23 protein-coding genes are annotated in these 20,337 nt (G+C 63.0%); 17 read left to right on the forward strand and 6 right to left on the reverse strand.

The window, feature by feature from the left end; all coding sequences use genetic code 11:
• Positions 1-233: 233 nt before the first annotated feature.
• Together potE and M2400_RS29110 are read right to left on the reverse strand one after the other, a co-directional pair.
• Entirely contained in the window at positions 234-1,556 is a 1,323-nt protein-coding gene (gene potE / locus M2400_RS29105) for a putrescine-ornithine antiporter (RefSeq protein WP_259198772.1), read from the reverse strand.
• Positions 1,557-1,606: 50 nt separating this feature from the next.
• Positions 1,607-2,503: an AraC family transcriptional regulator gene (locus M2400_RS29110; RefSeq protein WP_259198773.1), complete on the reverse strand. Its 897-nt coding sequence runs from the start codon at positions 2,501-2,503 to the stop codon at positions 1,607-1,609.
• Between the two features lie 139 nt (positions 2,504-2,642).
• On the opposite strand from M2400_RS29110, the gene M2400_RS29115 reads away from it, so the two are divergent.
• The 3 genes from M2400_RS29115 to M2400_RS29125 are packed head-to-tail and all read left to right on the forward strand — an operon-like array spanning position 2,643 to position 4,778.
• Positions 2,643-3,386 carry an SDR family NAD(P)-dependent oxidoreductase gene (locus tag M2400_RS29115; protein ID WP_259198774.1) on the forward strand — a complete coding sequence of 248 codons (744 nt, stop codon included), beginning with the start codon at positions 2,643-2,645 and terminating at the stop codon, positions 3,384-3,386.
• Positions 3,387-3,402: 16 nt separating this feature from the next.
• Positions 3,403-3,804, forward strand: coding sequence for a VOC family protein (locus M2400_RS29120; protein WP_259198775.1), 402 nt, complete (start codon positions 3,403-3,405; stop codon positions 3,802-3,804).
• Entirely contained in the window at positions 3,801-4,778 is a 978-nt protein-coding gene (locus M2400_RS29125) for a trans-acting enoyl reductase family protein (RefSeq protein WP_259198776.1), read from the forward strand. The genes M2400_RS29120 and M2400_RS29125 overlap by 4 nt, the downstream gene beginning before the upstream one ends.
• 21 nt (positions 4,779-4,799) lie before the next feature.
• Here the strand turns inward: M2400_RS29125 and M2400_RS29130 are convergent, their stop codons facing one another.
• Complete coding sequence (locus M2400_RS29130; protein ID WP_259198777.1) at positions 4,800-5,669, reverse strand: AraC family transcriptional regulator; 870 nt, start codon at positions 5,667-5,669, stop codon at positions 4,800-4,802.
• A gap of 147 nt (positions 5,670-5,816) precedes the next feature.
• Between M2400_RS29130 and M2400_RS29135 the strand changes: the two genes are divergently transcribed.
• Complete coding sequence (locus M2400_RS29135) at positions 5,817-6,566, forward strand: glucose 1-dehydrogenase (RefSeq protein ID WP_259198778.1); 750 nt, start codon at positions 5,817-5,819, stop codon at positions 6,564-6,566.
• A 15-nt stretch (positions 6,567-6,581) separates the two neighbouring features.
• Here the strand turns inward: M2400_RS29135 and M2400_RS29140 are convergent, their stop codons facing one another.
• On the reverse strand, positions 6,582-7,010 hold the full coding sequence (locus M2400_RS29140; protein WP_259198779.1) for a hypothetical protein: 429 nt from the start codon (positions 7,008-7,010) through the stop codon (positions 6,582-6,584).
• A 147-nt stretch (positions 7,011-7,157) separates the two neighbouring features.
• Here M2400_RS29140 and M2400_RS29145 point away from each other — a divergent pair, with 147 nt between their 5' ends.
• Positions 7,158-7,550, forward strand: a complete 393-nt coding sequence (locus tag M2400_RS29145) for a RidA family protein (RefSeq protein WP_259198780.1) — start codon at positions 7,158-7,160, stop codon at positions 7,548-7,550.
• Here M2400_RS29145 and M2400_RS29150 read toward each other — a convergent pair whose 3' ends face one another.
• The gene (locus tag M2400_RS29150) at positions 7,551-8,447 is read right to left on the reverse strand and encodes a LysR family transcriptional regulator (protein WP_259198781.1); all 897 of its coding nucleotides are present in this window, start codon (positions 8,445-8,447) and stop codon (positions 7,551-7,553) included.
• A 277-nt stretch (positions 8,448-8,724) separates the two neighbouring features.
• Here M2400_RS29150 and M2400_RS29155 point away from each other — a divergent pair, with 277 nt between their 5' ends.
• From M2400_RS29155 to M2400_RS29185, 7 genes are read left to right on the forward strand one after another with little or no spacing between them, the layout of a single operon-like run.
• Positions 8,725-9,525 carry a transporter substrate-binding domain-containing protein gene (locus M2400_RS29155; protein WP_259198817.1) on the forward strand — a complete coding sequence of 267 codons (801 nt, stop codon included), beginning with the start codon at positions 8,725-8,727 and terminating at the stop codon, positions 9,523-9,525.
• Between the two features lie 10 nt (positions 9,526-9,535).
• On the forward strand, positions 9,536-10,189 hold the full coding sequence (locus M2400_RS29160; protein WP_259198782.1) for an amino acid ABC transporter permease: 654 nt from the start codon (positions 9,536-9,538) through the stop codon (positions 10,187-10,189).
• Entirely contained in the window at positions 10,186-10,845 is a 660-nt protein-coding gene (locus tag M2400_RS29165; RefSeq protein ID WP_259198783.1) for an amino acid ABC transporter permease, read from the forward strand. The genes M2400_RS29160 and M2400_RS29165 overlap by 4 nt, the downstream gene beginning before the upstream one ends.
• Positions 10,842-11,639: an amino acid ABC transporter ATP-binding protein gene (locus tag M2400_RS29170; RefSeq protein ID WP_259198784.1), complete on the forward strand. Its 798-nt coding sequence runs from the start codon at positions 10,842-10,844 to the stop codon at positions 11,637-11,639. The genes M2400_RS29165 and M2400_RS29170 overlap by 4 nt, the downstream gene beginning before the upstream one ends.
• Entirely contained in the window at positions 11,632-12,822 is a 1,191-nt protein-coding gene (locus M2400_RS29175; protein WP_259198785.1) for a DUF1116 domain-containing protein, read from the forward strand. The genes M2400_RS29170 and M2400_RS29175 overlap by 8 nt, the downstream gene beginning before the upstream one ends.
• 23 nt (positions 12,823-12,845) lie before the next feature.
• Positions 12,846-13,268, forward strand: a complete 423-nt coding sequence (locus M2400_RS29180; RefSeq protein WP_259198786.1) for a RidA family protein — start codon at positions 12,846-12,848, stop codon at positions 13,266-13,268.
• Between the two features lie 25 nt (positions 13,269-13,293).
• A complete protein-coding gene (locus tag M2400_RS29185) occupies positions 13,294-14,304 on the forward strand; it encodes an ABC transporter substrate-binding protein (protein ID WP_177044402.1) in 1,011 nt (336 codons plus the stop codon).
• A 137-nt stretch (positions 14,305-14,441) separates the two neighbouring features.
• Here M2400_RS29185 and M2400_RS29190 read toward each other — a convergent pair whose 3' ends face one another.
• Entirely contained in the window at positions 14,442-15,341 is a 900-nt protein-coding gene (locus M2400_RS29190; RefSeq protein ID WP_177044404.1) for a LysR substrate-binding domain-containing protein, read from the reverse strand.
• Positions 15,342-15,513: 172 nt separating this feature from the next.
• On the opposite strand from M2400_RS29190, the gene M2400_RS29195 reads away from it, so the two are divergent.
• The 5 genes from M2400_RS29195 to M2400_RS29215 all read left to right on the forward strand — a co-directional run bounded on the left by M2400_RS29195 (position 15,514) and on the right by M2400_RS29215 (position 20,229).
• Entirely contained in the window at positions 15,514-16,461 is a 948-nt protein-coding gene (locus M2400_RS29195) for a branched-chain amino acid ABC transporter permease (protein ID WP_010173388.1), read from the forward strand.
• Positions 16,458-17,543 carry an ABC transporter permease subunit gene (locus tag M2400_RS29200; RefSeq protein ID WP_177078549.1) on the forward strand — a complete coding sequence of 362 codons (1,086 nt, stop codon included), beginning with the start codon at positions 16,458-16,460 and terminating at the stop codon, positions 17,541-17,543. Before M2400_RS29195 ends, M2400_RS29200 begins: the two co-directional genes overlap by 4 nt.
• A complete protein-coding gene (locus M2400_RS29205) occupies positions 17,540-18,313 on the forward strand; it encodes an ABC transporter ATP-binding protein (RefSeq protein ID WP_177078547.1) in 774 nt (257 codons plus the stop codon). The genes M2400_RS29200 and M2400_RS29205 overlap by 4 nt, the downstream gene beginning before the upstream one ends.
• Positions 18,306-19,022 carry an ABC transporter ATP-binding protein gene (locus M2400_RS29210; RefSeq protein WP_259198787.1) on the forward strand — a complete coding sequence of 239 codons (717 nt, stop codon included), beginning with the start codon at positions 18,306-18,308 and terminating at the stop codon, positions 19,020-19,022. Before M2400_RS29205 ends, M2400_RS29210 begins: the two co-directional genes overlap by 8 nt.
• Before the next feature lie 67 nt (positions 19,023-19,089).
• Entirely contained in the window at positions 19,090-20,229 is a 1,140-nt protein-coding gene (locus M2400_RS29215) for a branched-chain amino acid ABC transporter substrate-binding protein (RefSeq protein ID WP_177044411.1), read from the forward strand.
• Positions 20,230-20,337 lie beyond the last annotated feature (108 nt).

The following is a 20,337-nucleotide window of genomic DNA, read 5'->3' on the forward strand; positions in this document are numbered from 1 at the left end:
TAAACCGGCAGGACGCCGGTTTAGCCGCGACGGGGCAGGGACGCCCCGTCGCGGCGGCCCGCTTCGTGCTGCCTGCGTTCGGGCACACCGAGCCTTAGCGAGGTGCCGAGTGGTGGGGCAAGAGCCTTTTGGTTACTTTTGGCTGGGCCGGCATTCCGGCTCTTTTCAAAAGTGACCCGCTGTAAGAGCGGAACCAATATCTGCAACAACCCAAATAACGGATATGCCCCCAATCACCCGGCACCCTCACCGAAGGTAACAAACCGCCGAGCCAGAAACCCATACAGCAGATAACCAAACGCCAACACCAGCATCGCGCCAAACACCGCTTCCTCCCCGCAGGCATAAATCGCATACAGCGAATACCCCACGGCAATCAGCATCACCGCCGTATTACGCGCATAAACCGATGCAGCCACCCGCGCCTTGTGCATCATCACCAACAACCCGGTAAGCGCGGTGACGTAGGGGATCAAATTGGTCACCACCGCCAGGTTCACCAGCTTGCTGAACTGGGCGCTGGCGGTGGGCGAGATGGTCGACAAGGCAATCAGACTCTGCAACGCCCCGCACGCGATCAGCCCCAAAACGGGCGCCTGCGCGCCGCTCACCCGGCTGAAGAAACGCGGAAACAGGCGCTGGTCCGCCGACATCTTGGCCGTCTGCGCCAGGGTGAACTGCCAACCCAGCAGCGAACCAATACACGCCACCACCGCCAGCGCCATGATGATGTCGCCCACCAATGGCGTGAAGATCTGCGCATACACCAGGGCAAACGGCGCTGAAGACTCGGCCAGCTCGGCATTGGGCACGATGCCCTGGATCACGCTGGTGGACAGCACATACACCAGCGCCGCACCCAGGGTACCCAGCAGGCAGGCCAGCGGCACGGTGCGCCTGGGGTCTTCCACGGCGTCATAGCCCTGGGCGGCGGACTCCATGCCCAAGAAGGCCCAGAGCGTCAGCGGAATACTCGCGCCAACGGCGTCCCACAGTTGCAGTTGGTTGGGGTTCCAGGCGGCGCTGAACACCTCGGTCTTGAAATAGAACCAGCCGATCACACTCAAACCCGCCACGGGAATGATCACGCCCCACACCGTGACTACGCCGATCCGGCCGGTCAGGCGCGGGCCGCCGAAGTTGGCCACGGTGGTCAGCCAGATCAGCCCGAGGGTGCCGATAAACAACGGGATCGGCCCGCTGCCCAACCACGGGATAAAGGACGACAGATAACCCACCGCCGAAATCGCGATCGCCACATTGGCGATGATCAGCGACAGGAAATACAGGAACGAACACAGGAAGAACCCCGACTTGCCGTGGGCCTCTTCGGTATAGGCCGACATGCCGCCCGTGCGCGTACAGAAGAGGCCGCATTGGGCAAAACAGTACGCAATCGCCATCGAGCCCACGGCGGTGATCACCCACGACAGCAGCGAGATCGCACCCAATTGCGCCATGCTGGCCGGCAACATGATGATGCCGGAGCCCATCATGTTGATCGCCACCAGAGTGGTCAGGCCTAAAAGGCTCATCTTCTTGCGTGGTTCGGCCATCGGCAACTCCTTGTCGTGGGGACGTGCGATGGCAGGCTAGCACGCGGTGGTCACTTCGCCTTCGGGCCGCGGTTTTCACCCAGGATTCGCGCCGCGTCCCGCGCCGGCGGCAGGCCGAACACCCGGGCGTAATCCCGGCTGAACTGGGTCGGGCTTTCATAGCCGACCTCAAAGGCGGTGCTGGTAACGTTTTTGGCGCCGGCTACCATCAGCGTGCGGGCCTGCAGCAGGCGCACGCGTTTTTGGTACTGCAACGGGCTCAGGTTGGTGACGGCCTTGAAGTGGCGGTGGAAGGCCGACACGCTCATTGCGGCTTTCTGCGCCAGGGCTTCCACCCGGATGGGCTCGGCGAAGTCCCGGCGAATCCACTGGATGGCCTGGCTCACCCGGGCCATGGCGGTGTCCGGCGCGGCTATCTCCCGCAGCATCCAGCCGTGGGGGCCTTGCAGCACGCGGTAGAGAATCTCGCGCTCGTAAACCAGGGCGAGGGCTGCGATTGCCTCAGGGTTGCCCATCAGCCGCAGCAGGCGCAGCCAGGCGTCCATCAGTTCAGGCGTAACGGCGGCCACCGAAAAACCCGCCTCGTGGTCGTAGCGCCCGGCAGGTTTGGGCAAGTCGCCGAGCAGCGTCGCGAGTAACGTCGGGTCCAGTGTCAGGCTGACCGCCAGGTAAGGTTCACCGCTGGCCGCCGGGTGCACGGTGCCCACGGCGGGCAACTCGATGGACATCACAAAATAGGTCGCCGGGTCGTAGCGCAGCGTGCGGTCGCCTACGGTCATGGATTTGCTGCCCTGCAGGATCAGGTTGATCATCGGGTCATACACGGCAGCCAGCATGTGCTCGGGAATCGCGCCCTGGACCATGGCCACGCGCGGGATACCCGTTTCAGTGCGGCGGTTTTCGGCCTTGGCAGCCAGGGCGCGCAGTTCGATCAGTTGTGTGTTCATGGCGGCCATGCTGAGCGCCGAGGGGTTGCCTGTGCAAGCAAAAAGCAGAAACAGGCAGGTTTCGAGCAGGAACGGCTGCGCCGGTACAGGCGGGCAAGCCTACTGTGGTGACTCATTTGAGCAAGCAGTGGAGCCACACATGGGCGTTATCCTCATTACCGGCGGCAGCCGTGGCATTGGTGCCAGCACTGCAGAGTTGTGTGCCCGTAAAGGCATGGGTGTGATCCTGACCTACAACAGTCATCCGCAAGCCGCCCAAGCGCTGGTGCAGCGCATTGAGACGGCCGGCGGCAAGGCCGTCGCGCTGCCATTGGACGTGGCTGACGTCAGTTCCTTCGAGGGTTTTGGCGAGGCGGTAAAACAGGCGCTGTCGGCAACCTTTGGTGAGAGCGGCTTGAGTGGCCTGCTGAACAACGCAGGTTTCGGCCTGTTCAATCCCTTGGAATCGGTCACCGAGGCGCAGTTCGACGGGCTGCTGAATGTGCACCTCAAAGGCCCGTTTTTCCTGACTCAAGCCTTGCTGCCGTTGCTGCAGGCACACGCCTGCATCGTCAACCTGACCAGCGCGACCACCCGCGTGGCTACCGCCGGCGTCGCGCCTTACGCCGCCTTCAAGGGCGCGCTGGATGTGCTCACCCGCTACATGGCCAAGGAGTTTGGCGAGCGGCAGATCCGCGCGAATGCCGTGTCTCCGGGAGCGATCCGCACTGAGCTGGGCGGCGGGCTCAATGATGAGTTTGAAGCGCTGCTGGCGTCACAAACGGCTCTCGGCCGAGTGGGCGAACCTGAGGACGTGGCGCGTGTGATCGCCATGTTGCTGTCGGACGAAGGCCGCTGGATCAATGCCCAGACGATCGAGGTCGCGGGCGGTTACATCATCTGAAGAGCGAGGCGACAGCATGCTGGATCATATCTTTTTGTCGGTCAGCGACATTCAACGCGCCATCGATTTCTATCAGGCCGCACTGACCCCACTGGGCATCACCACGCGCCACGACTACGCCGGCAAGGACGGCCCGCCGGGCCATCCGGACCTCAAGGGTTTCGGCGCCAACGGACGCATATTCTTCTGGTTGCGCGAGGGCGTGGTTGAGGGCAGGGTGGTGCACGTGGGTTTCGTCGCCAGCAGCCGCGCCGAGGTCGATGCGGCCTACCAGGCGGCGATGAGTGCTGGTGCCGTCGACAACGGCGCCCCGGGCGCGCGTTTGCACTATGACCCGAACTACTACGCCGCCAACGTGCTGGACCCTGACGGCTATAGCCTCGAATTCGTCTACAAGAACTGGCAGCACGCCCAATGAAGACCTTGATGATCTACGGCGCCACAGGCTACACCGGACGCATGGCGGCCGAGAACGCCAAGGCACAAGGGTTGGACCTGGTGATTGCCGGGCGCAACAGCCAGCGCCTGGCACCGCTGGCTGCGCAACTGGGCGTGCCGTACCGCGTGTTCTCCCCGGACACCCTTGCCAGTGATGCCCTGGAGGGTATCGACGTGCTGTTGAACTTCGCCGGGCCGTTTGCACAGACAGCAGGCGCGCTGATGCAGGCGTGTATCGCGGCGGGCGTCGACTACCTGGACATCACCGCCGAAATCAACGTCTACCGCTTGGCGGAGCGACTGGGTGCGCAGGCCGCCGAAGCGGGCGTCATGTTGTTGCCCGGGGTTGGCTGGGACGTGGTGCCGACGGATTGCCTGGCGATGCACGTGGCGCGTCGTGTGCAACACCCGCAGTCGCTGAAGGTAGCGCTGCAGGTCGCCGGTTCCATGTCCCGGGGCTCGGCCATGAGCGTGGGCGAAATCATCGGGGCGGGGCTATTGGCGCGGGTGGACGGGCAGCTCATCGCTACCCCGGATGCCCAGCCACAGCTGCTGGATTTTGGCGACGGCCCGGTGCTTTGCGCACCGCTGTCCTTCGGTGACCTGGTCACGGCGTGGCACTCCACGGGCATCCCGAATATCGCCATGTTCGTGCACATCAGCGGCGATGCGTTTCCCGAGGGGGACCTGTCACAACTGCCCGACGGCCCCAGCCTGCAACAGCGCGAGGCCCATCGCGCGCGAGCGGTGGCAGAGGTTACAGGCGCCGATGGCCAAGTGATGCGCTCGGTGATCGAGACGGTTAACGGCTACACCTACACCCCCTTGGCGGCGGTGGAGGCCGCCCGTCGAGTGCTGGCTGGTGACCGCCGGCCGGGGTTTGCAACGCCGGGTCAACTGTTGGGTGTAGGGTTTGCCGAAAGCATCGCGGGCACCACGATTACCGATATGTAAACCCATCACCAGGCCAACGCCTCACACGGCAGGCACCTTGAACCTGGCCGCATCACGCCCTGGTGGCAGGCCGAACAGCCGGGCATATTCGCGACTGAACTGTGAGGCGCTCTCATAGCCGACGCTGAAGGCAATCGACGCCGCATCCCGGGTGTCGAACAGCAGCAACCAGCGTGCCCTCAGCAGGCGCAGGCGTTTCTGGTATTGAATCGGGGTCATGGCAGTGATGGCTTTGAAGTGCCGATAGAACGCCGCGACGCTCATGTCGGACATGGCTGCCAATGGCTCGACGCGAAAGGGTTGATTGAAATGCTCGCGAATCCACTCGGTCGCACGGCGGATCTGCGCCAGGCGGCCATCGGGGCGGGCCATGTCCAGCAACGTTGCCCGTAGCGGACCCTGCAAGACCCGGAACAGAATCTCGCGCTCGATCATCGGCGCCAATACGGCGACTTCGTTGGGCCGGTCCATCAGCCGCAGCAGGCGCAGCCAGGCATCAACCAGCTCGGCAGGTGCAGGCACAGCGGCAAAACAACTATTGGTTGTGCGCTCGTCGGTTTCGATCTCGTCGGCCAACAGCGTGGCGATCACGTTGTGGTCCAGGGTGAGGCTCAGCGCCAGATAAGGCAGCCCCGGGGCGCATGGGTGAATCTGGCCGGTGGCGGGTACCTCGACGGGCACCACGAAATAGCTGGCGGGCCCGTAGGTTTGCGCCTGATCGCCTATCCACAAGGTCTTCGAACCTTGCAGTACCAGGTGCAGCATCGGCTGATAGACCTGATCGGCACAGGCTTCGGCCCGCACCATCATCACGCGAGGCAAGCCGGTGTCTGTCCATTGGTTGCCTGCACGCATGACCAGGCTGCGCAGTTCATCGAGTTGATTGTTCATGGCCTTGAACATGAGGCACGCCGCCAGGCAACGCAAGCCAGGCGAGAAGAATAGGCAAGCATGGGAGAAGAACCGGCAACCGCTGCATCGGCCGCGGCCTGAATACTGTGGGCAAGCGGTATCACTTAACCTTTGGAAGGTCACATCATGAAGCTCGACGGAAAAATTGCTGTTGTTACCGGCGCCTCAAAAGGCATCGGCGCAGGTATCGCCAAGGCACTGGGCGCGGCGGGGGCCACGGTGGTGGTCAACTATTCGTCCGGCAAAGCCGAGGCCGATGGGGTGGTGGCGCAGATCCAGGCCGATGGCGGCAACGCCATGAGTGTGCGGGCCGACATGAGCCTGGCAGCCGACGTGATACAGCTGTTCGACACGGTCAGAAGCGAATATGGCCGCCTGGATATCCTGGTCAACAATGCCGGTGTCGCGGTGTTCCAGATGATTGAAGACTTGACCGAAGAGGCGTTCCATCGCCAATTCAACCTCAATGTGCTGGGTTATCTCCTGGCCGTTCGCGAAGCCGTCAAGCTGCTTGGCCAAGGAGGCAGCATCATCAACATCAGCTCGATCCTCAGTACCGATCCCTACCTGGCTTCCAGCGTCTACTCGGCCACCAAGGGCGCGGTGGATACGCTGACCTTCGCCCTGGCGCGTGAGTTGGGGCCGAAGGGGATCCGGGTCAATTCGATCCTGCCGGGGCATACAAACACGCCGGCCACCGACGGTAACTTCGCTGGTGAATTTGGCCAGCAGCTTATTGCAGGCACCCCACTGGGGCGTTTTGGCGAGCCGGAAGATATCGCGCCGCTTGCGGTGTTCCTGGCGTCCGGCGATGCCCATTGGATCACCGGCGAGTCCATCCGCGCTTCGGGTGGGGTGCGTGGTGTGGGTTACTGATCAACGTCCGGCGGATCAGGCGGCCTGCGCCTGCATCCTCAACTCACCTTCCACATCCTTGACCAACCCGCTGGCCAGCAACAACGGCGCCACGCGTTTGTGCAGCTGTGGCTCGACAAACTCCTTCACCGTGTCCAGGGCCAGCGCGCCGCTCAACGGCAACTCGGCCTTGGTGTAGGACAGCCAGGCTTTCTTCAGCATCAGCAGCACATCGCTGCCGGCAGTGGAGGCGAAGCGGCGGTGGACTTTCTTGCCGTCGAACTCGAAGGTGTGCTGGAACTCGTAACCCGCCTCGTTGCCTTCACTGGCGACGCAGCGGATGCAGGTGCAGCGGCCATCGCCGAAAGCGCTGCGCAGGTAGCTGTTGAAGTCCACCACGGGCTTGAGTGACAGGCGCTTGTCCACCTCGAACAGGTCACCGGTCATTTTTTCGTCTGTGTTCAAGGTCCATTTCCTCGCAGCGGTTTTTTCAAGGGCGGCACGATACCAGCCGAAGGCCGTGGGCGGGTAATTTTTGGTCGCTTCAGTGGGGACGTCCATTCGCCAATGCCCTTGTTAGAGTTTCCTTAAATCATCCCCGAGGAAACCGGCATGAGCAGCACACCCAGCATCTACAACCACGGCGTTTCATGGGAAGAGGGCAACAGCGTCAGCCAGGGTTATCGCGTCAACGGCACGATCTACATTGCCGGGCAGTTTTCCCACACCCTGGAAGGTGAGTTCGTTGACGGTGACGCCGCCGTGCAGACGCGCCAGACCCTGGAGAGTCTCGACCGCGTGCTGGCAGGCTTTGGCGTCGGGCGCTCGAACATTGCCGCGGTGGATTTCTTCCTGGTGCATGCCAAGCGCGATTTTGACGCGGTGGTGAATGTGTGGAAGGAATACATCGGCGACCATCGCCCGGCTGCGACCCTGGTTGGCGTGAACTACCTGGCGTCGGATGCGCAGATCGTCGAGATCAAGGTGATCGCCCACGCGGACTGATCAGCCCGCCAGTTCATCCACCATCAGGTCGATAAAGCGCCGTACCCGGGGTTCCAGAAAACGCTTGCTCGGGTACATCGCCAGAATCTCCACATCCCCGGCGTCCAGGCTGGGCAGCACCTGCATCAGGCGCCCGGCGGCCAGGTCCTCGGCCACCACGAAATCCGGCAGCAAGGCGATGCCCAGCCCGGACACGGCGGCGTCACGCAGCGCTTCGCCGCTGTCCAGGCGCAGGCGGCTGCGCCCGTAAGCCTTGACCCAGGTGCCGTCCGCTTCGCGAAAGCGCCAGCTTTGTTTGCGTGTACGGCTGCTGAAGTACAGGCAGTCGTGGTGGGCAAGGGCGTCCATGTCTCGTGGCGTGCCGTGCTCGGCGAGATAGCCCGGCGCGGCGCAGAGCAGTGCCTGATAACGGGCGACCACGCGGGACACCAGTTGGCGGTCGGTGTTGGCGCTGCCGATGCGGATGGCCAGGTCGAAACCGTCCTCGACGATATCGGCCGTGCGGTCGCTGAAGCTGACTTCCACCTGCACCTCGGGCCACGCCTGCAGGTACTTTTTCAACAAGGGCAGCAACACCTTGCGCCCGAAGGCGTCCGGCACGGTGAGCCGCAACAAGCCGCGCGGTACGCCGGTGGGTTGGCCGATGCGGCTTTGGGCATTGTCCACCGCCGCGAGGATTTCCAGCCCCTGGTCATACAGTGCGCGGCCTTCGTCGGTGAGGCTCAAGGTGCGGGTGGTGCGGTTCAGCAGGCGCACGCCCAGGCTGTCTTCCAGGCGCGCCACGGCCTTGCCGGCGGCTGAACGGGTCAGCCCCATGGCCTGGCCGCCAGCGACGAAGCTGGCGCCGTCGACCACCGCCATGAAGATCAGCATCTCGTTGAGGTTGGTGCGCAGCATGCACAGAGCTCCGAGCGCAGGGAAAAGGGCAGGGCGGGCAATATAACAGTGCTGCTACTGGAAGACGTGGGCATCTGGCTGCGTACGATCAGGCAGGCGAATGACAAGCTTTTTTCGCATATCAATAGACCCCGATATTCTTTTCCGGACTTAGAAATCACCGCTACGCTCGCTGCCATTCCCCCACATGGCAGCACCCTCCACAGGTCGACCCCTCATGACAGTGTTCTCTTTCGCTCACGCAGGCCGCAAGCCTGGTCATGGACGTTCCTTGCGCATGGTTTTGGCGCTCACCACTCTTCTGGCCCCGTTGCTGACGCAGGCGGCGACCCTGGATGAGGTCAAGCAACGCGGTTACCTGTCGGTGGCCACGGAAGATGAATTCCGCCCCTTCGAGTTCGTTGACGACGGCAAGCCCAGCGGCTTCGATAACGAACTGGTGCAAAAGCTCAAGGCCGCCGGCCCGCTGGATGTGCACCAGCAAATCATGCCGTTCACCGGGCTGTTGGCAGGTGTGGTCAGTGGCAAGTACGACGCGGCCATTACCGGCTTGCTGATCACCCGTGAACGCCAGCAGTCGCTGGATTTCACCACGCCGATTGCCGAGGCCACGGTGTTTTACCTCAAGCGCCAGGGCGATGACCGGATCAAGAACGTGGCCGACCTCAACGGCCTGACCCTCGGCATCCAGGCGGGCAGTGCGATGTATCAGCGCCTGCCGGAGCTTGAGAAACTGCTCGCGGCCAGTGGCGGCAAACTCGGCAAGATCGTGCAGTACACCTCCTATCCCGAGGCCTATCAGGACTTGGCGTTGGGTCGCACCGACTACGTGGTCAACAACATCGTGGGGCTGAACGCCTTGCTCAAGGAAAAGCCGGGTGTGTTTGAACTGGGCCAGGCGGTGTCGAGCAAGACCTATGTTGCCTGGGGCGTGGCCAAGGGTAATCAAAGCGTGCTGGATTACCTGAACAATTTCCTCGCCCAGGAACGCAAGAACGGCGATATCGCGCAACTCCAGCAAAAGTGGTTTGGCACGGTATTCCCCGAGCCACCGGCGCATTTCGTCTCCGAATATTGATTGAACCCACATGAACTTCACTCAATGGGGCCTTGAACCGGGCCCCTTGTTGCTGGGCGCGTTGGTGACGCTGGGGCTGACGGCAATCTCGATTGCCCTGGGTCAGGTGGTCGGCCTGGGTCTGGCGTTGTTGCGGCGCCAGCAATGGCCGTTGCTGGGCCCGCTGTTGGCGGCGTACATCAGCGTGATCCGCGCCACGCCGCTGCTGACCCTGGCCCTGGCGGTGTTCTTCATCACCCCGGCGTTGGGGTATGACATCTCGGCGCCGGCGGCCGCCATCCTCGCCATGACCATCAACACCTCGGCGTTCAACTGCGAAATCTGGCGCGGCGGTTTTGCGCAATTTTCCCGTGACCAGCTGGATGCGGCCAAGGCGGGCGGCATGGGGGCGACGTTGCGGCTACGGCGCATTGTGTTGCCTCAGGTTGGCCGCCAGGTGCTGCCGTTGCTGGTGAATGAAATGACCATCCTGATCAAGAACAGCCCGGCTGTGGCGGTGATCGGCATCGTCGAGCTGACCCGCACCGCCGTGCGTATCGGCGCGAATACCTACCGGCCATTGCCGCCGCTGATCGCGGCACTGGTGCTGTACATCCTGATTATCTGGCTGGTGGTGGCGGCGCAGCGTTACCTCGAACGTCACTACAAGGCGCGCCTCGCATGATCGCCCATGAACTGGCTGTGGCCTGGGAACATGTCGGCGACCTGCTCGACGGTGCCGCGCTGACGGTGATGTTGTCGGCGGCGGCGGGCGTCTCGTCATTGTTGCTCGGCTGCGGCCTGACCCTGGTGTTGATGAGCCGCCACCGCCGCCTGGCGTCGGTACTGCGTGGTTTTATCGAGCTGATGCGCTGCACGCCGTTCCTGTTGCTGGCCTACCTGGTGTACTACGGCTTGCCGTCTTTCGGGCTGCGCCTGAGCAATATCCAGTCCGGGTTGCTGGCGTTGCTGCTGTACCACGGCGCGTATGTCGCGGAGATCCTGCGGGCCGGTTGGCTGGCGCGGCCCCGTGAAGAAATCGAGGCCGGCTTGGCGTTCGGGTTTCGCGGTGTGTTGCTGGCGCGGCGGCTGATCCTGCCGAACCTGTGGACCAGCTGCGCGCCGGGCCTGGGCAACCAGATGATCCAGGTGGTCAAGGACACCTCGTTCCTGACCATCATCGCCGTGCCCGAGCTGACCTCGGCCGCCAACAGCCTGCAATCGAACTACTACATTCCCTTCGCCGCGTTGTTCTCGGCGGTGTTTTTCTACTGGCTGATTTGCGTCGTCATCGAGCTGGGTGTGTCGATGCTGCGGCGCAAGGCGGAGCGTTTCCAATGACTTCCCTGAATAGCCCGACCCCGGTTGCCTTGCAGGTGGCCGGGCTGAACAAAAGCTTTGCCGGGCGCCCGGTGTTGCATGGCATTGACCTGCAAGTGGCGGTGGGTGAGACCGTGTGTTTGCTCGGCCCTTCAGGTGCCGGCAAATCGACTCTGCTGCGCTGCCTGAACTGGCTGGAAGTGCCCGACAGCGGCAGCATCCACATCGCCGGGCAGCGCATCGGTTTGAATGCCGACGGCAGCAAAATGTCGGAGCGCAATATCGCCCACATCCGCACCCAAACCGGCATGGTGTTCCAGAACTTCGCCTTGTGGCCGCACTTGACGGTGTTGCAGAACATCATGGAAGCGCCGCTGCATGTGCAGCGCCGGCCCAAACTCGAAGTGCAGGCCGAAGCCCTGGAATTGCTGGCAAAGGTCGGGTTGAGCGACAAGGCGGACGTGTACCCGGCGACCTTGTCCGGTGGGCAAAAACAACGGGTGGGTATTGCCCGCGCATTGGCCAGCCGCCCGCAACTGCTGTTGTTCGATGAGCCCACCAGCGCCCTTGACCCGGAGCGCGTCAGCGAGGTGCTGTCGATCATGCAATCCCTCGCCCAGGCGGGCATGACCATGGTGGTGGTCACCCACGAGATGGAGTTCGCCCGGCGCAGTGCCGACCGCATTGTATTCATGGATCACGGGCGGATTGTCGAGACGGCCACCCCGGCGGCATTTTTCAGTGCGCCGCAAACCCGGCGGGCCCAGGAATTTCTTTCGCATCGCCACCCGGAGGCGGTCGCCCAACATGTCTGACACTCATCCCAATACCCTGGCGCTGGCGCGCATTCTCGCCACCGAGCCGGTGCTGGTTGGCGCGCAAACCGCGTCGTCTGCCCTCGGGCTTGAAGCCGGGCACCTGGGGCATGCCGGCCCGCCGTTCGCCCATACCGGCGAGATTCCCGCCGTGGTACTCAATGCCCTGGCGGGCGCGACTGTGCACGAAGGCTGGGCGGGTGACCTCGACGGCGCCCGGCGGCTGATTCTCGACGGCAAAATCACTCTGCACGCCAACCATGACCTCGGCACCGTTTCGCCCATGGCGGGCGTGGTGCGCCCTGGCCAGTTGCTGATGCGCATCGAGCACCGTGCGGGCGATGAAGTGGTTCACGCCACCCTCGCCGAATCCGGGCGCCGGGCGCTACGATTTGGTTGCTACGACGAACAGATCGCCGCGCAACTCGACTATCTGGATCGGGTGATCGGCCCGGCGATCGTCAAGGCGTTGCCTGCCGCCGGTCTGCCGCTGTTGCCGTTGATTGCCCAAGGCGTGGCGTTGGGGGATGACACCCATCAACGCAATGTCGGCGGGATGTATGCCTTCACGCAGCACTTGCCGGGCCTTGAAACCGAGGTGCGCCAATGGCTGCTGGGCAATCCGCAGCACTTTCTGAATTACGCCATGGCCGCTGCCAAGCTGGCCCTGGACCGTGCCAGCGGTATCGAAGGCTCGTCGATCATCACCGCGATTGCGCGCAACGGCGTGCACTGCGGCGTGCGTATTGCCGGGGCAGGGCGGCGCTGGTTTACCCATGCGGCCACTGCGCCTCAGGGCTACTTTTTTCCACCGCACCTGCCCGGCGACGGCCAGGCCGACCTGGGTGACAGCGCCATCGTCGAAGCCTACGGCCTGGGTGGCACCATCGCGCACGCAGCGCCTGAGCTGGCGCAGTTGATGGTCCAGGATTGGCCGCAGGCCAGGGCCGCCGGGCGGCGCATGCGCGAGTTGTTTGTCGGCCAGCACTCGTTGATTGCCCCGGCCCTTGCAGGCAGTCGCGGGGTTGGCGCGGGTCTCGATGCCCGCGCGGTAGTAGCTGCGGGTGTACCCGTGCGGATTCATACCGGCATTGCCCACCGCGATGGCGTGACCGGCTGGGTCGGCATCGGCGTGGCCCTGGCGCCGGTGGAGTGTTTCCAGAAGGCGCTCGCAGCGCTCTAATTTTCCGTTTGAGGATTTTCCAGATGTCCCAAGACACCGTGCATCACTTTGTACCGAATGCCAGCCCGCCGCCGCCTTCGGCCATGTACTCCCACGCGGTGCAGGCCGATGGCTGGCTGTACGTCACCGGGCAATTGCCCACTGACCCGGATGCGCCCAGCGCCGAGTTGCGCGAGGGCATCGAGGCTCAGGCGCAGCTGTGTTTCGAGAACCTGCGGCGCATCGTCGACCACGCCGGTTACAGCCTGGATGACACGCTGTTCGTGCGCATCTACCTGAGCGACTACGACAACGATTTCGCCGCGTTCAACAGCGTGTACGTCCAGCATTTCAACAACCCGCAAAAGCTCCCGTCACGCACCACCGTCGGCGTTACCCGGTTGGGTCGCCAGGCGTTGGTGGAGATTGACCTGGTGTGTTTCAACCGTAAGCACAAGACGCTTTAACCCCATCCACAAGGAGGTATTTTTTATGCGTATTCGTCCCCCGTTCACCGTGCTCGCCGCATCCCTCGCGGCCGCCACTGCACTGCTCAGCCCGGGCGCCCAGGCCGAAGGCAAGATCAGCATCGCCCAGCAATTCGGTATCGGCTATTTGATCCTCGACGTGGTGCGCGACCAGAACCTGATCGAGAAACACGGCAAGGAGCAGGGCCTGGACATCAAGGTGGAGTGGAACAGCATCTCCGGCGCCACCGCGATGAACGAGTCGCTGCTGGCCGGTGCGCTGGACGTGGTATCGGCGGGTGTGCCGCCGATGCTCACGCTGTGGGACCGCACCAAGGGCAAGCAGAACGTCAAGGCTATCGCCTCGCTGGGCTCGATGCCCAACTACCTGCTGACCAATAACCCGGACGTGAAGACCCTCAAGGACTTCAGTGAAAAAGACCGCATCGCGGTGCCGGCGGCGGGGGTGGGCTTCCAGTCGCGTACCTTGCAGATTGAAACGGCCAAGCAGTTCGGGAATGACAACTACAAGAAGTTCGACGACATCTCCATCAGCCTGGCGCACCCGGACGCCACCGCCGCGCTGATTGCCGGCGGCTCGGAGATCAACGCGCACTTCTCCAGCCCGCCGTTCCAGTACCAGGAGCTGTTGAATCCCAAGGTGCACAAGGTGCTGAGTTCCTACGACATTCTCGGCGGCCCGGCCACGTTCAACGTGCTGTACACCACCGAGAAATTCCACGACGAAAACCCCAAGACCTATAAGGCGTTCTATGACGCGCTGGCCGAGGCCGAAAAAATCATCAAGGCCGACAAGCCGGCTGCGGCCCAGGCTTATATTCGTGTAGAGCAGTCGAAGCTACCGCTGGCGCTGGTGGAGAAGATCGTCCAGGACCCGGAGATCGACTTCACCATCGTGCCGCAGCGTACCTACATCTATGCCGAGAAATTGCAGGAGCTTGGGGTGCTGAAAAACAAGGCGGGGAGCTGGAAGGATTACTTTTTTGAAGAGGCCCATGGCGGTGATGGGAGCTGAGTCTGTTCTGGGCTGAAATGCGCACGAAAATGTGGGAGCTGGCTTGCCTGCGATGGCGGTGGGTCAGTCAATACATGTGTTGGCTGACCCGCCGCCATCGCAGGCAAGCCAGCTCCTACATTTGATCTGAGGTGTTTTCAGGTCCCTGCAAGACTGGTTTTGATCCAGTCATACAAGTGATTCCCCTCACTCGACAACTCGCTGTTGGCCCGCCGGCACAGGTAGTACTGGCGGCCATCGTCGACCTGCAAATCAAACAGTTTCACCAACTCCCCATTCGCCACATGCGGCGCCACCAAAGGCTCGCGCAGCAGTGAGCAGCCCAGCCCGGTCAGCGTCGCCGTCAGCGCCAACTGACCATCCTCCAGCAGCAAACCATTCAACGCCGTGCCGTGATGCACCTCTGCCGCCTGGAACCATTGGCTCCAGGTACCGCGCTCTTCGTCGTGCAACAACGGCAACTCGCTCAGGGCCTCGGGCGAGTCGATCGGGCCGTGTTGCTCCAGGAACGCCCGGCTGCAATAGGGCGTCACTGCTCCCGAAATCAACGGCTCGCTGTGGTACCCCGGCCAGTGCCCGGTGCCGAAGCGGATCGACAGGTCGGCCGCGTCGCTGGGGTAGCTGCGGTGGTTGGCGTAGGTGACGTTGATGTCCAGCGCCGGATGGTCCTTGAGGAACTGCGCCAGGCGCGGGATGAACAGGTTGATGCCGAACAGCGGGATCAGGCTGATGGTGACCTGGCGCGTGGCGCTTTTTTCCCGCACGTGTTCGGTGGCGCTGCGCAATACGGCAAAGGCCGAGCGGATCGCGCGGTAATACTCGCGACCTTCTTCGGTGAGCACCAGGTTGCGGCCCTGACGCAAGGTCAACGGCTGCTGCAAAAAGCTTTCCAGCAGGTGCAGTTGATGGCTCACGGCCGAGGGCGACACATCCAGCTCGCGGGCGGCGGAATTCACCCCGCCATGGCGGGCAAACGCTTCGAAGGTGCGCACGGCACGCAGCGGTGGGTCATTGGCTAACTGTTCTAAATTATTCATGTGTTGAATTAAATACCAAGTGAGTTGGTAAATAAAGAGCCATAAATGCCGTATTAATGGCGTTTATAGCGCTTTATTTGTTTGGCATAACCATATGAATTTCTGATATTTGATAAAAACAGAATAGATGCTTAGTGTGCCGCCCTCGTCAGTAGTGAGGTCGATGGTTTCCATGGATGCGTTTATCCAGCAACTGCTCAATGGTTTGATGACGGGCAGTCTCTACGCGCTAGTGGCCTTGGGTTACACCATGGTCTACGGCATTTTGCGGATCATCAACTTCGCCCATGGCGATGTGTTGATGATTGGCGCCCTGGTGGGCCTCTCGGTGATTCGCCTGTTGCAGGCGACATGGCCGGCGATGCCGCCGGTGCTGGTGCTGCTGGTGGCCACCGTGATCGCCATGGCGTTCTGCGCGGTACTTGCGGTGCTGATTGAGCGCGTCGCCTATCGACGCCTGCGCAACGCGCCGCGCCTGGCGCCGTTGATCAGCGGCATCGGGGTGTCGTTGTTGCTGCAAACCATCGCGATGCTGGTGTGGACGCGCAACCCGCAGATGTTCCCGCAACTGCTGCCGCTGGAACCGATTGAAGTACTTGCCGGCGCTTCGGCGCATCCGGCGATCACCAATGCCACCGCCCTGACCACCATTGCCGTCGCGCTGTCGGTGATGGTCGCGTTGCTGGTGCTGGTGGAACGCACCCGCTTTGGCCGGGCCATGCGCGCCGTGGCCGAGAACCCGCAGGTAGCGAGCCTGATGGGCATCAACCCGAACCGCATCATCGTGCTGACCTTCGCCATCGGCGGTGCCCTGGCGGCGCTGGCGGGCATCATGATGGCGAGCAACTACGGCAGCGCGCATTTCTACATGGGCTTCCTGCCGGGCATCAAAGCCTTTACCGCAGCGGTGCTGGGCGGCATCGGCAACCTCAAGGGCGCGATGCTGGGCGGCCTGCTGCTGGGCTTGATCGAGGCCTTGGGCACTGGCTATCTGGGCGCCGCCACTAACGGTGTGTTCGGCAGCAATTACCAGGATGTGTTTGCCTTTATCGTGTTGATCGCGGTGCTGGTGTTTCGTCCTTCGGGGCTGTTGGGCGAACGACTGGCGACCCGCGCATGAGTGTCCTGAATACTGCCAGCCAGCGCGCCAGCCTCGGCCTTGTGCTGTTTGCCGTGGCGCTGGTGCTGGCGCCGTGGATTGTCGGGCATGCCGGTGGCAACACCTGGGTGCGTACCCTCGATTTCGCCTTGCTGTACATCATGTTGGCCCTGGGCCTGAACATCGTCGTGGGCTACGCCGGGTTGCTGGACATGGGCTTTATCGCGTTCTACGCGGTGGGCGCCTACCTCGCGGCCTTGCTGTCGTCGCCGCACCTGCTGCAGCAATTCCCGGCGCTGATGGCGCTGCTGCCGGCGGGCATGCACACCTCGATCTGGTTGATCCTGCCATTGGCAGCATTGCTGGCGGCGGGTTTCGGCGTATTGCTGGGGGCACCCACCTTGCGCCTGCGCGGCGATTACCTGGCCATCGTCACCCTGGGCTTTGGTGAAATCATCCGCATCCTGCTGCGCAACCTCGATCGCCCGGTGAACATCACCAACGGTCCCAAAGGCATTGCCCAGGTCGACCCGGTGAACCTGCTTGGGATCAACCTCGGGCGTACCCAGGAGCTGTTCGGCCTGCGCCTGCCTTCGGTCTATCTGTATTACTACCTGTTTGCTGCGCTGGTGGTGCTGATCCTGTTTGCCTGCATTCGCCTTGAGCGTTCGCGCATCGGGCGGGCCTGGGTGGCGATCCGCGAGGACGAAGAAGCGGCCCAGGCCATGGGCGTCAACACGCTGCGTTTGAAGCTGTTGGCGTTCGCCATCGGCGCCGGGTTTGGCGGGGTGAGTGGGGCGTTATTTGCTTCGTTCCAGGGCTTTGTCTCGCCGGAATCCTTCACCCTCAACGAGTCCATTGCGGTGCTGGCGATGGTGGTGCTCGGCGGCATGGGGCACATCCCGGGGGTGATTCTTGGCTGCGTATTGCTGGCGGCATTGCCCGAAGCGCTGCGCGCAAGCATGGGGCCGTTGCAGCAGGCGCTGTTCGGCCAGGTGCTGGTGGACCCGGAAATCATCCGTCAGTTGTTCTACGGGTTGGCGCTGATCCTGGCGATGCTCTATCGCCCGGCAGGCCTGTGGCCAAAAGGAGTGGCGCGATGAGTCAGCCGTTGTTGCAGATCGACCAGGTGAACAAGCATTTCGGCGGGGTGGCGGCGCTCACCGACGTGAGCCTGAGTATCCAGCCCGGAGAGATCTATGGATTGATCGGCCCCAATGGCGCCGGCAAAACCACCTTCTTCAACGTGATGACCGGCCTGTACACCCCGGATTCCGGGCGCTTCCAGCTCGACGGCCAGGACTACAAACCGGCCAGCGTGCATCAGGTGGCCCAGGCCGGCATTGCCCGGACCTTCCAGAACATCCGCCTGTTCAACGCCATGAGCGCCCTGGAAAACGTCATGGTCGGCCGCCATGTGCGCACCCGCAATGGCTTATGGGCCGCCTTGAGCCGCCATCGCCGGGCCCGGGAAGAAGAAGCGCAAACCCGCGCCCATGCCCATCGCCTGTTGGCGTATGTGGGGCTGGCGGGGTTCGCCAATTACCGCGCCGACAGCCTGTCCTACGGCCATCAACGTCGCCTGGAAATCGCCCGGGCATTGGCCACCGAACCACGGCTGCTGGCCCTCGACGAGCCTGCAGCCGGGATGAATGCCAGCGAGAAAGTGCAACTGCGCGGCCTGCTGGAAAAGATCCGCGACGACGGCCACACGCTGCTGCTGATCGAGCACGACGTAAAGCTGGTGATGGGCGTTTGCGACCGCATCAGCGTGCTGGATTACGGCCAGGTGATTGCCGTGGGTGCGCCCGCCGAGGTGCGCCGCGACCCGGCCGTGATCCAGGCCTATCTGGGAGCCAGCGCGCATGTCTGACCCGCTATTGAAAATCTCCGGCTTGCAGGTGCGCTACGGCGCCATCGAAGCGGTCAAGTCCCTGGATTTGCACATCGGCGAAGGCGAGCGCGTGACCCTGATCGGCGCCAACGGTGCCGGCAAGACCTCCAGCCTCAAGGCCCTGACCGGATTGTTGCCGGCAACGGCGGGGCAGATCCAGTTTGCCGGGCGTTCGATCCTCGGCCAGGCGCCGGACCAATTGCTGCGCCAGGGCATCGCGATGGTGCCGGAAGGGCGCGGCATCTTTGCGCGCATGAGCGTGCTGGAAAACCTCCAGGCCGGTGCCTTCCTGCGCCGCGACACCGAACAGGTCAACCGCGAGATCCGCCAGTTGTTCGAACACTTCCCGCGTCTGGAAGAACGCCTGCACCAGTCCGCCGGCCTGCTGTCCGGCGGCGAGCAACAAATGCTCGCCCTGGCCCGGGCGCTGCTGTCCAAACCGCGCTTGCTGGTGCTGGACGAACCGTCCATGGGCCTGGCGCCGATCATGGTGGAGAAGATCTTCCAGGTGATCGACGACGTGTGCCGCCAGGGCATGACCCTGCTGCTGGTGGAGCAGAACGCCCGGCTGGCACTGCAGGTCACCGACCGCGCCTATGTGATGGACACCGGGCGCATCAGCCTCAGCGGCCCGTCCCATGAATTGCTTGACCACCCCGAGGTGCGCAGTGCCTACCTCGGCGAATGAATTAACCCCTGACGCTACCGGACGCCCGGCGTGTTCCGACCAGCCCGTAAAGAAACAGGAACCACTGATGAAGACTTTCAAGCACACCTTATTGATCGGCCTGGCCTTGAGCAGCCTGGCTAGCGCCGTGGCCCAGGCCGACCAGACCGTACTGATCGGCCTGGCCGGCCCCCTGACCGGCCCGTCGGCACGGATCGGCAAAGACCTGGAAAACGGCGCGCAACTGGCCATCGATGCGGCCAACGCCAGGCACCCGAAAATCAACGGCGAGGCGGTGACGTTCAAGCTGTTGTCCGAGGATGACCAGTCCGATCCGCGCACCGCCGTCACCGTGGCCCAGCGCCTGGTGGACGAAGGCGTGGTGGGCGTGGTTGGCCACTGGAACACCGGCACCAGCATTCCGGCGGCGCGGGTTTACCACGATGCGGGCATCGCCCAGGTCGCACCGGTGGCCACCGGGCATGCCTATACCCAGCAGGGCTTCGACACCAGCTTCCGGATCATGGGCCATGACGATGATGGCGGCCAGGTGGCCGGCGACTATGCTTTGAACACCCTCAAGGCGCGACGCATTGCGGTGATCGACGACCGTACCGCGTTCGGCCAGGGCCTGGCGGACCAGTTCGTCAAATCCATCGAGGCCGGCGGCGCCAAGGTGGTGTCCCGCGAATACGTCGACGACAAGACCATCGACTTCAGCGCGGTGCTGACCAATATCCGCAGCCAGAACCCGGACCTGATTTTCTTCGGCGGCGTTGATTCCCAGGCCGCACCGTTGGCCCGTCGCATCAAGCAGTTGGGCATCAAGGCACCGTTGATGGGCGCTGGCGGGTTTGTCAGCCAGACGTTCCTGCAACTGGCGCAGAACGAAGGCGAGGGCGTGATTGCCCTGGAGCCGGGTTTGGCGGTTTCGCAGATGCCAGGCGGCAAGGCGTTTGAACAGGCTTACAAGGATCGCTACAAGGCCCCGATCGAACTGCATGCGCCGTTTGCCTATGACGGTGTAGGGGTGTTGGTGGCGGCGATTGAAAAGGCCGATTCGGTGGACCCGCAAAAGTACCTGCCGGTGCTGCGCGCCATCAGCTACCAGGGCGTGACCGGGACTATCGCGTTCGATGCCGAGGGCAATCTGAAGAAACCGTCGTTCACCGTGTATCAGGTCAAGGGTAATCAGTGGCAGCCCGTCAGCGTGGCAGGCGGCAAGTAACAACCACCCTTGTAGGAGCGAGCTTGCTCGCGAAAAACGTTCAGTCAACGCAGCGATGCGCCTGAAATATCTTCGCGAGCAAGCTCGCTCCTACAGGTTTACGGAGGC

Source organism: Pseudomonas sp. BIGb0558 (assembly GCF_024807515.1).
Classification (GTDB): domain Bacteria; phylum Pseudomonadota; class Gammaproteobacteria; order Pseudomonadales; family Pseudomonadaceae; genus Aquipseudomonas; species Aquipseudomonas yamanorum_A.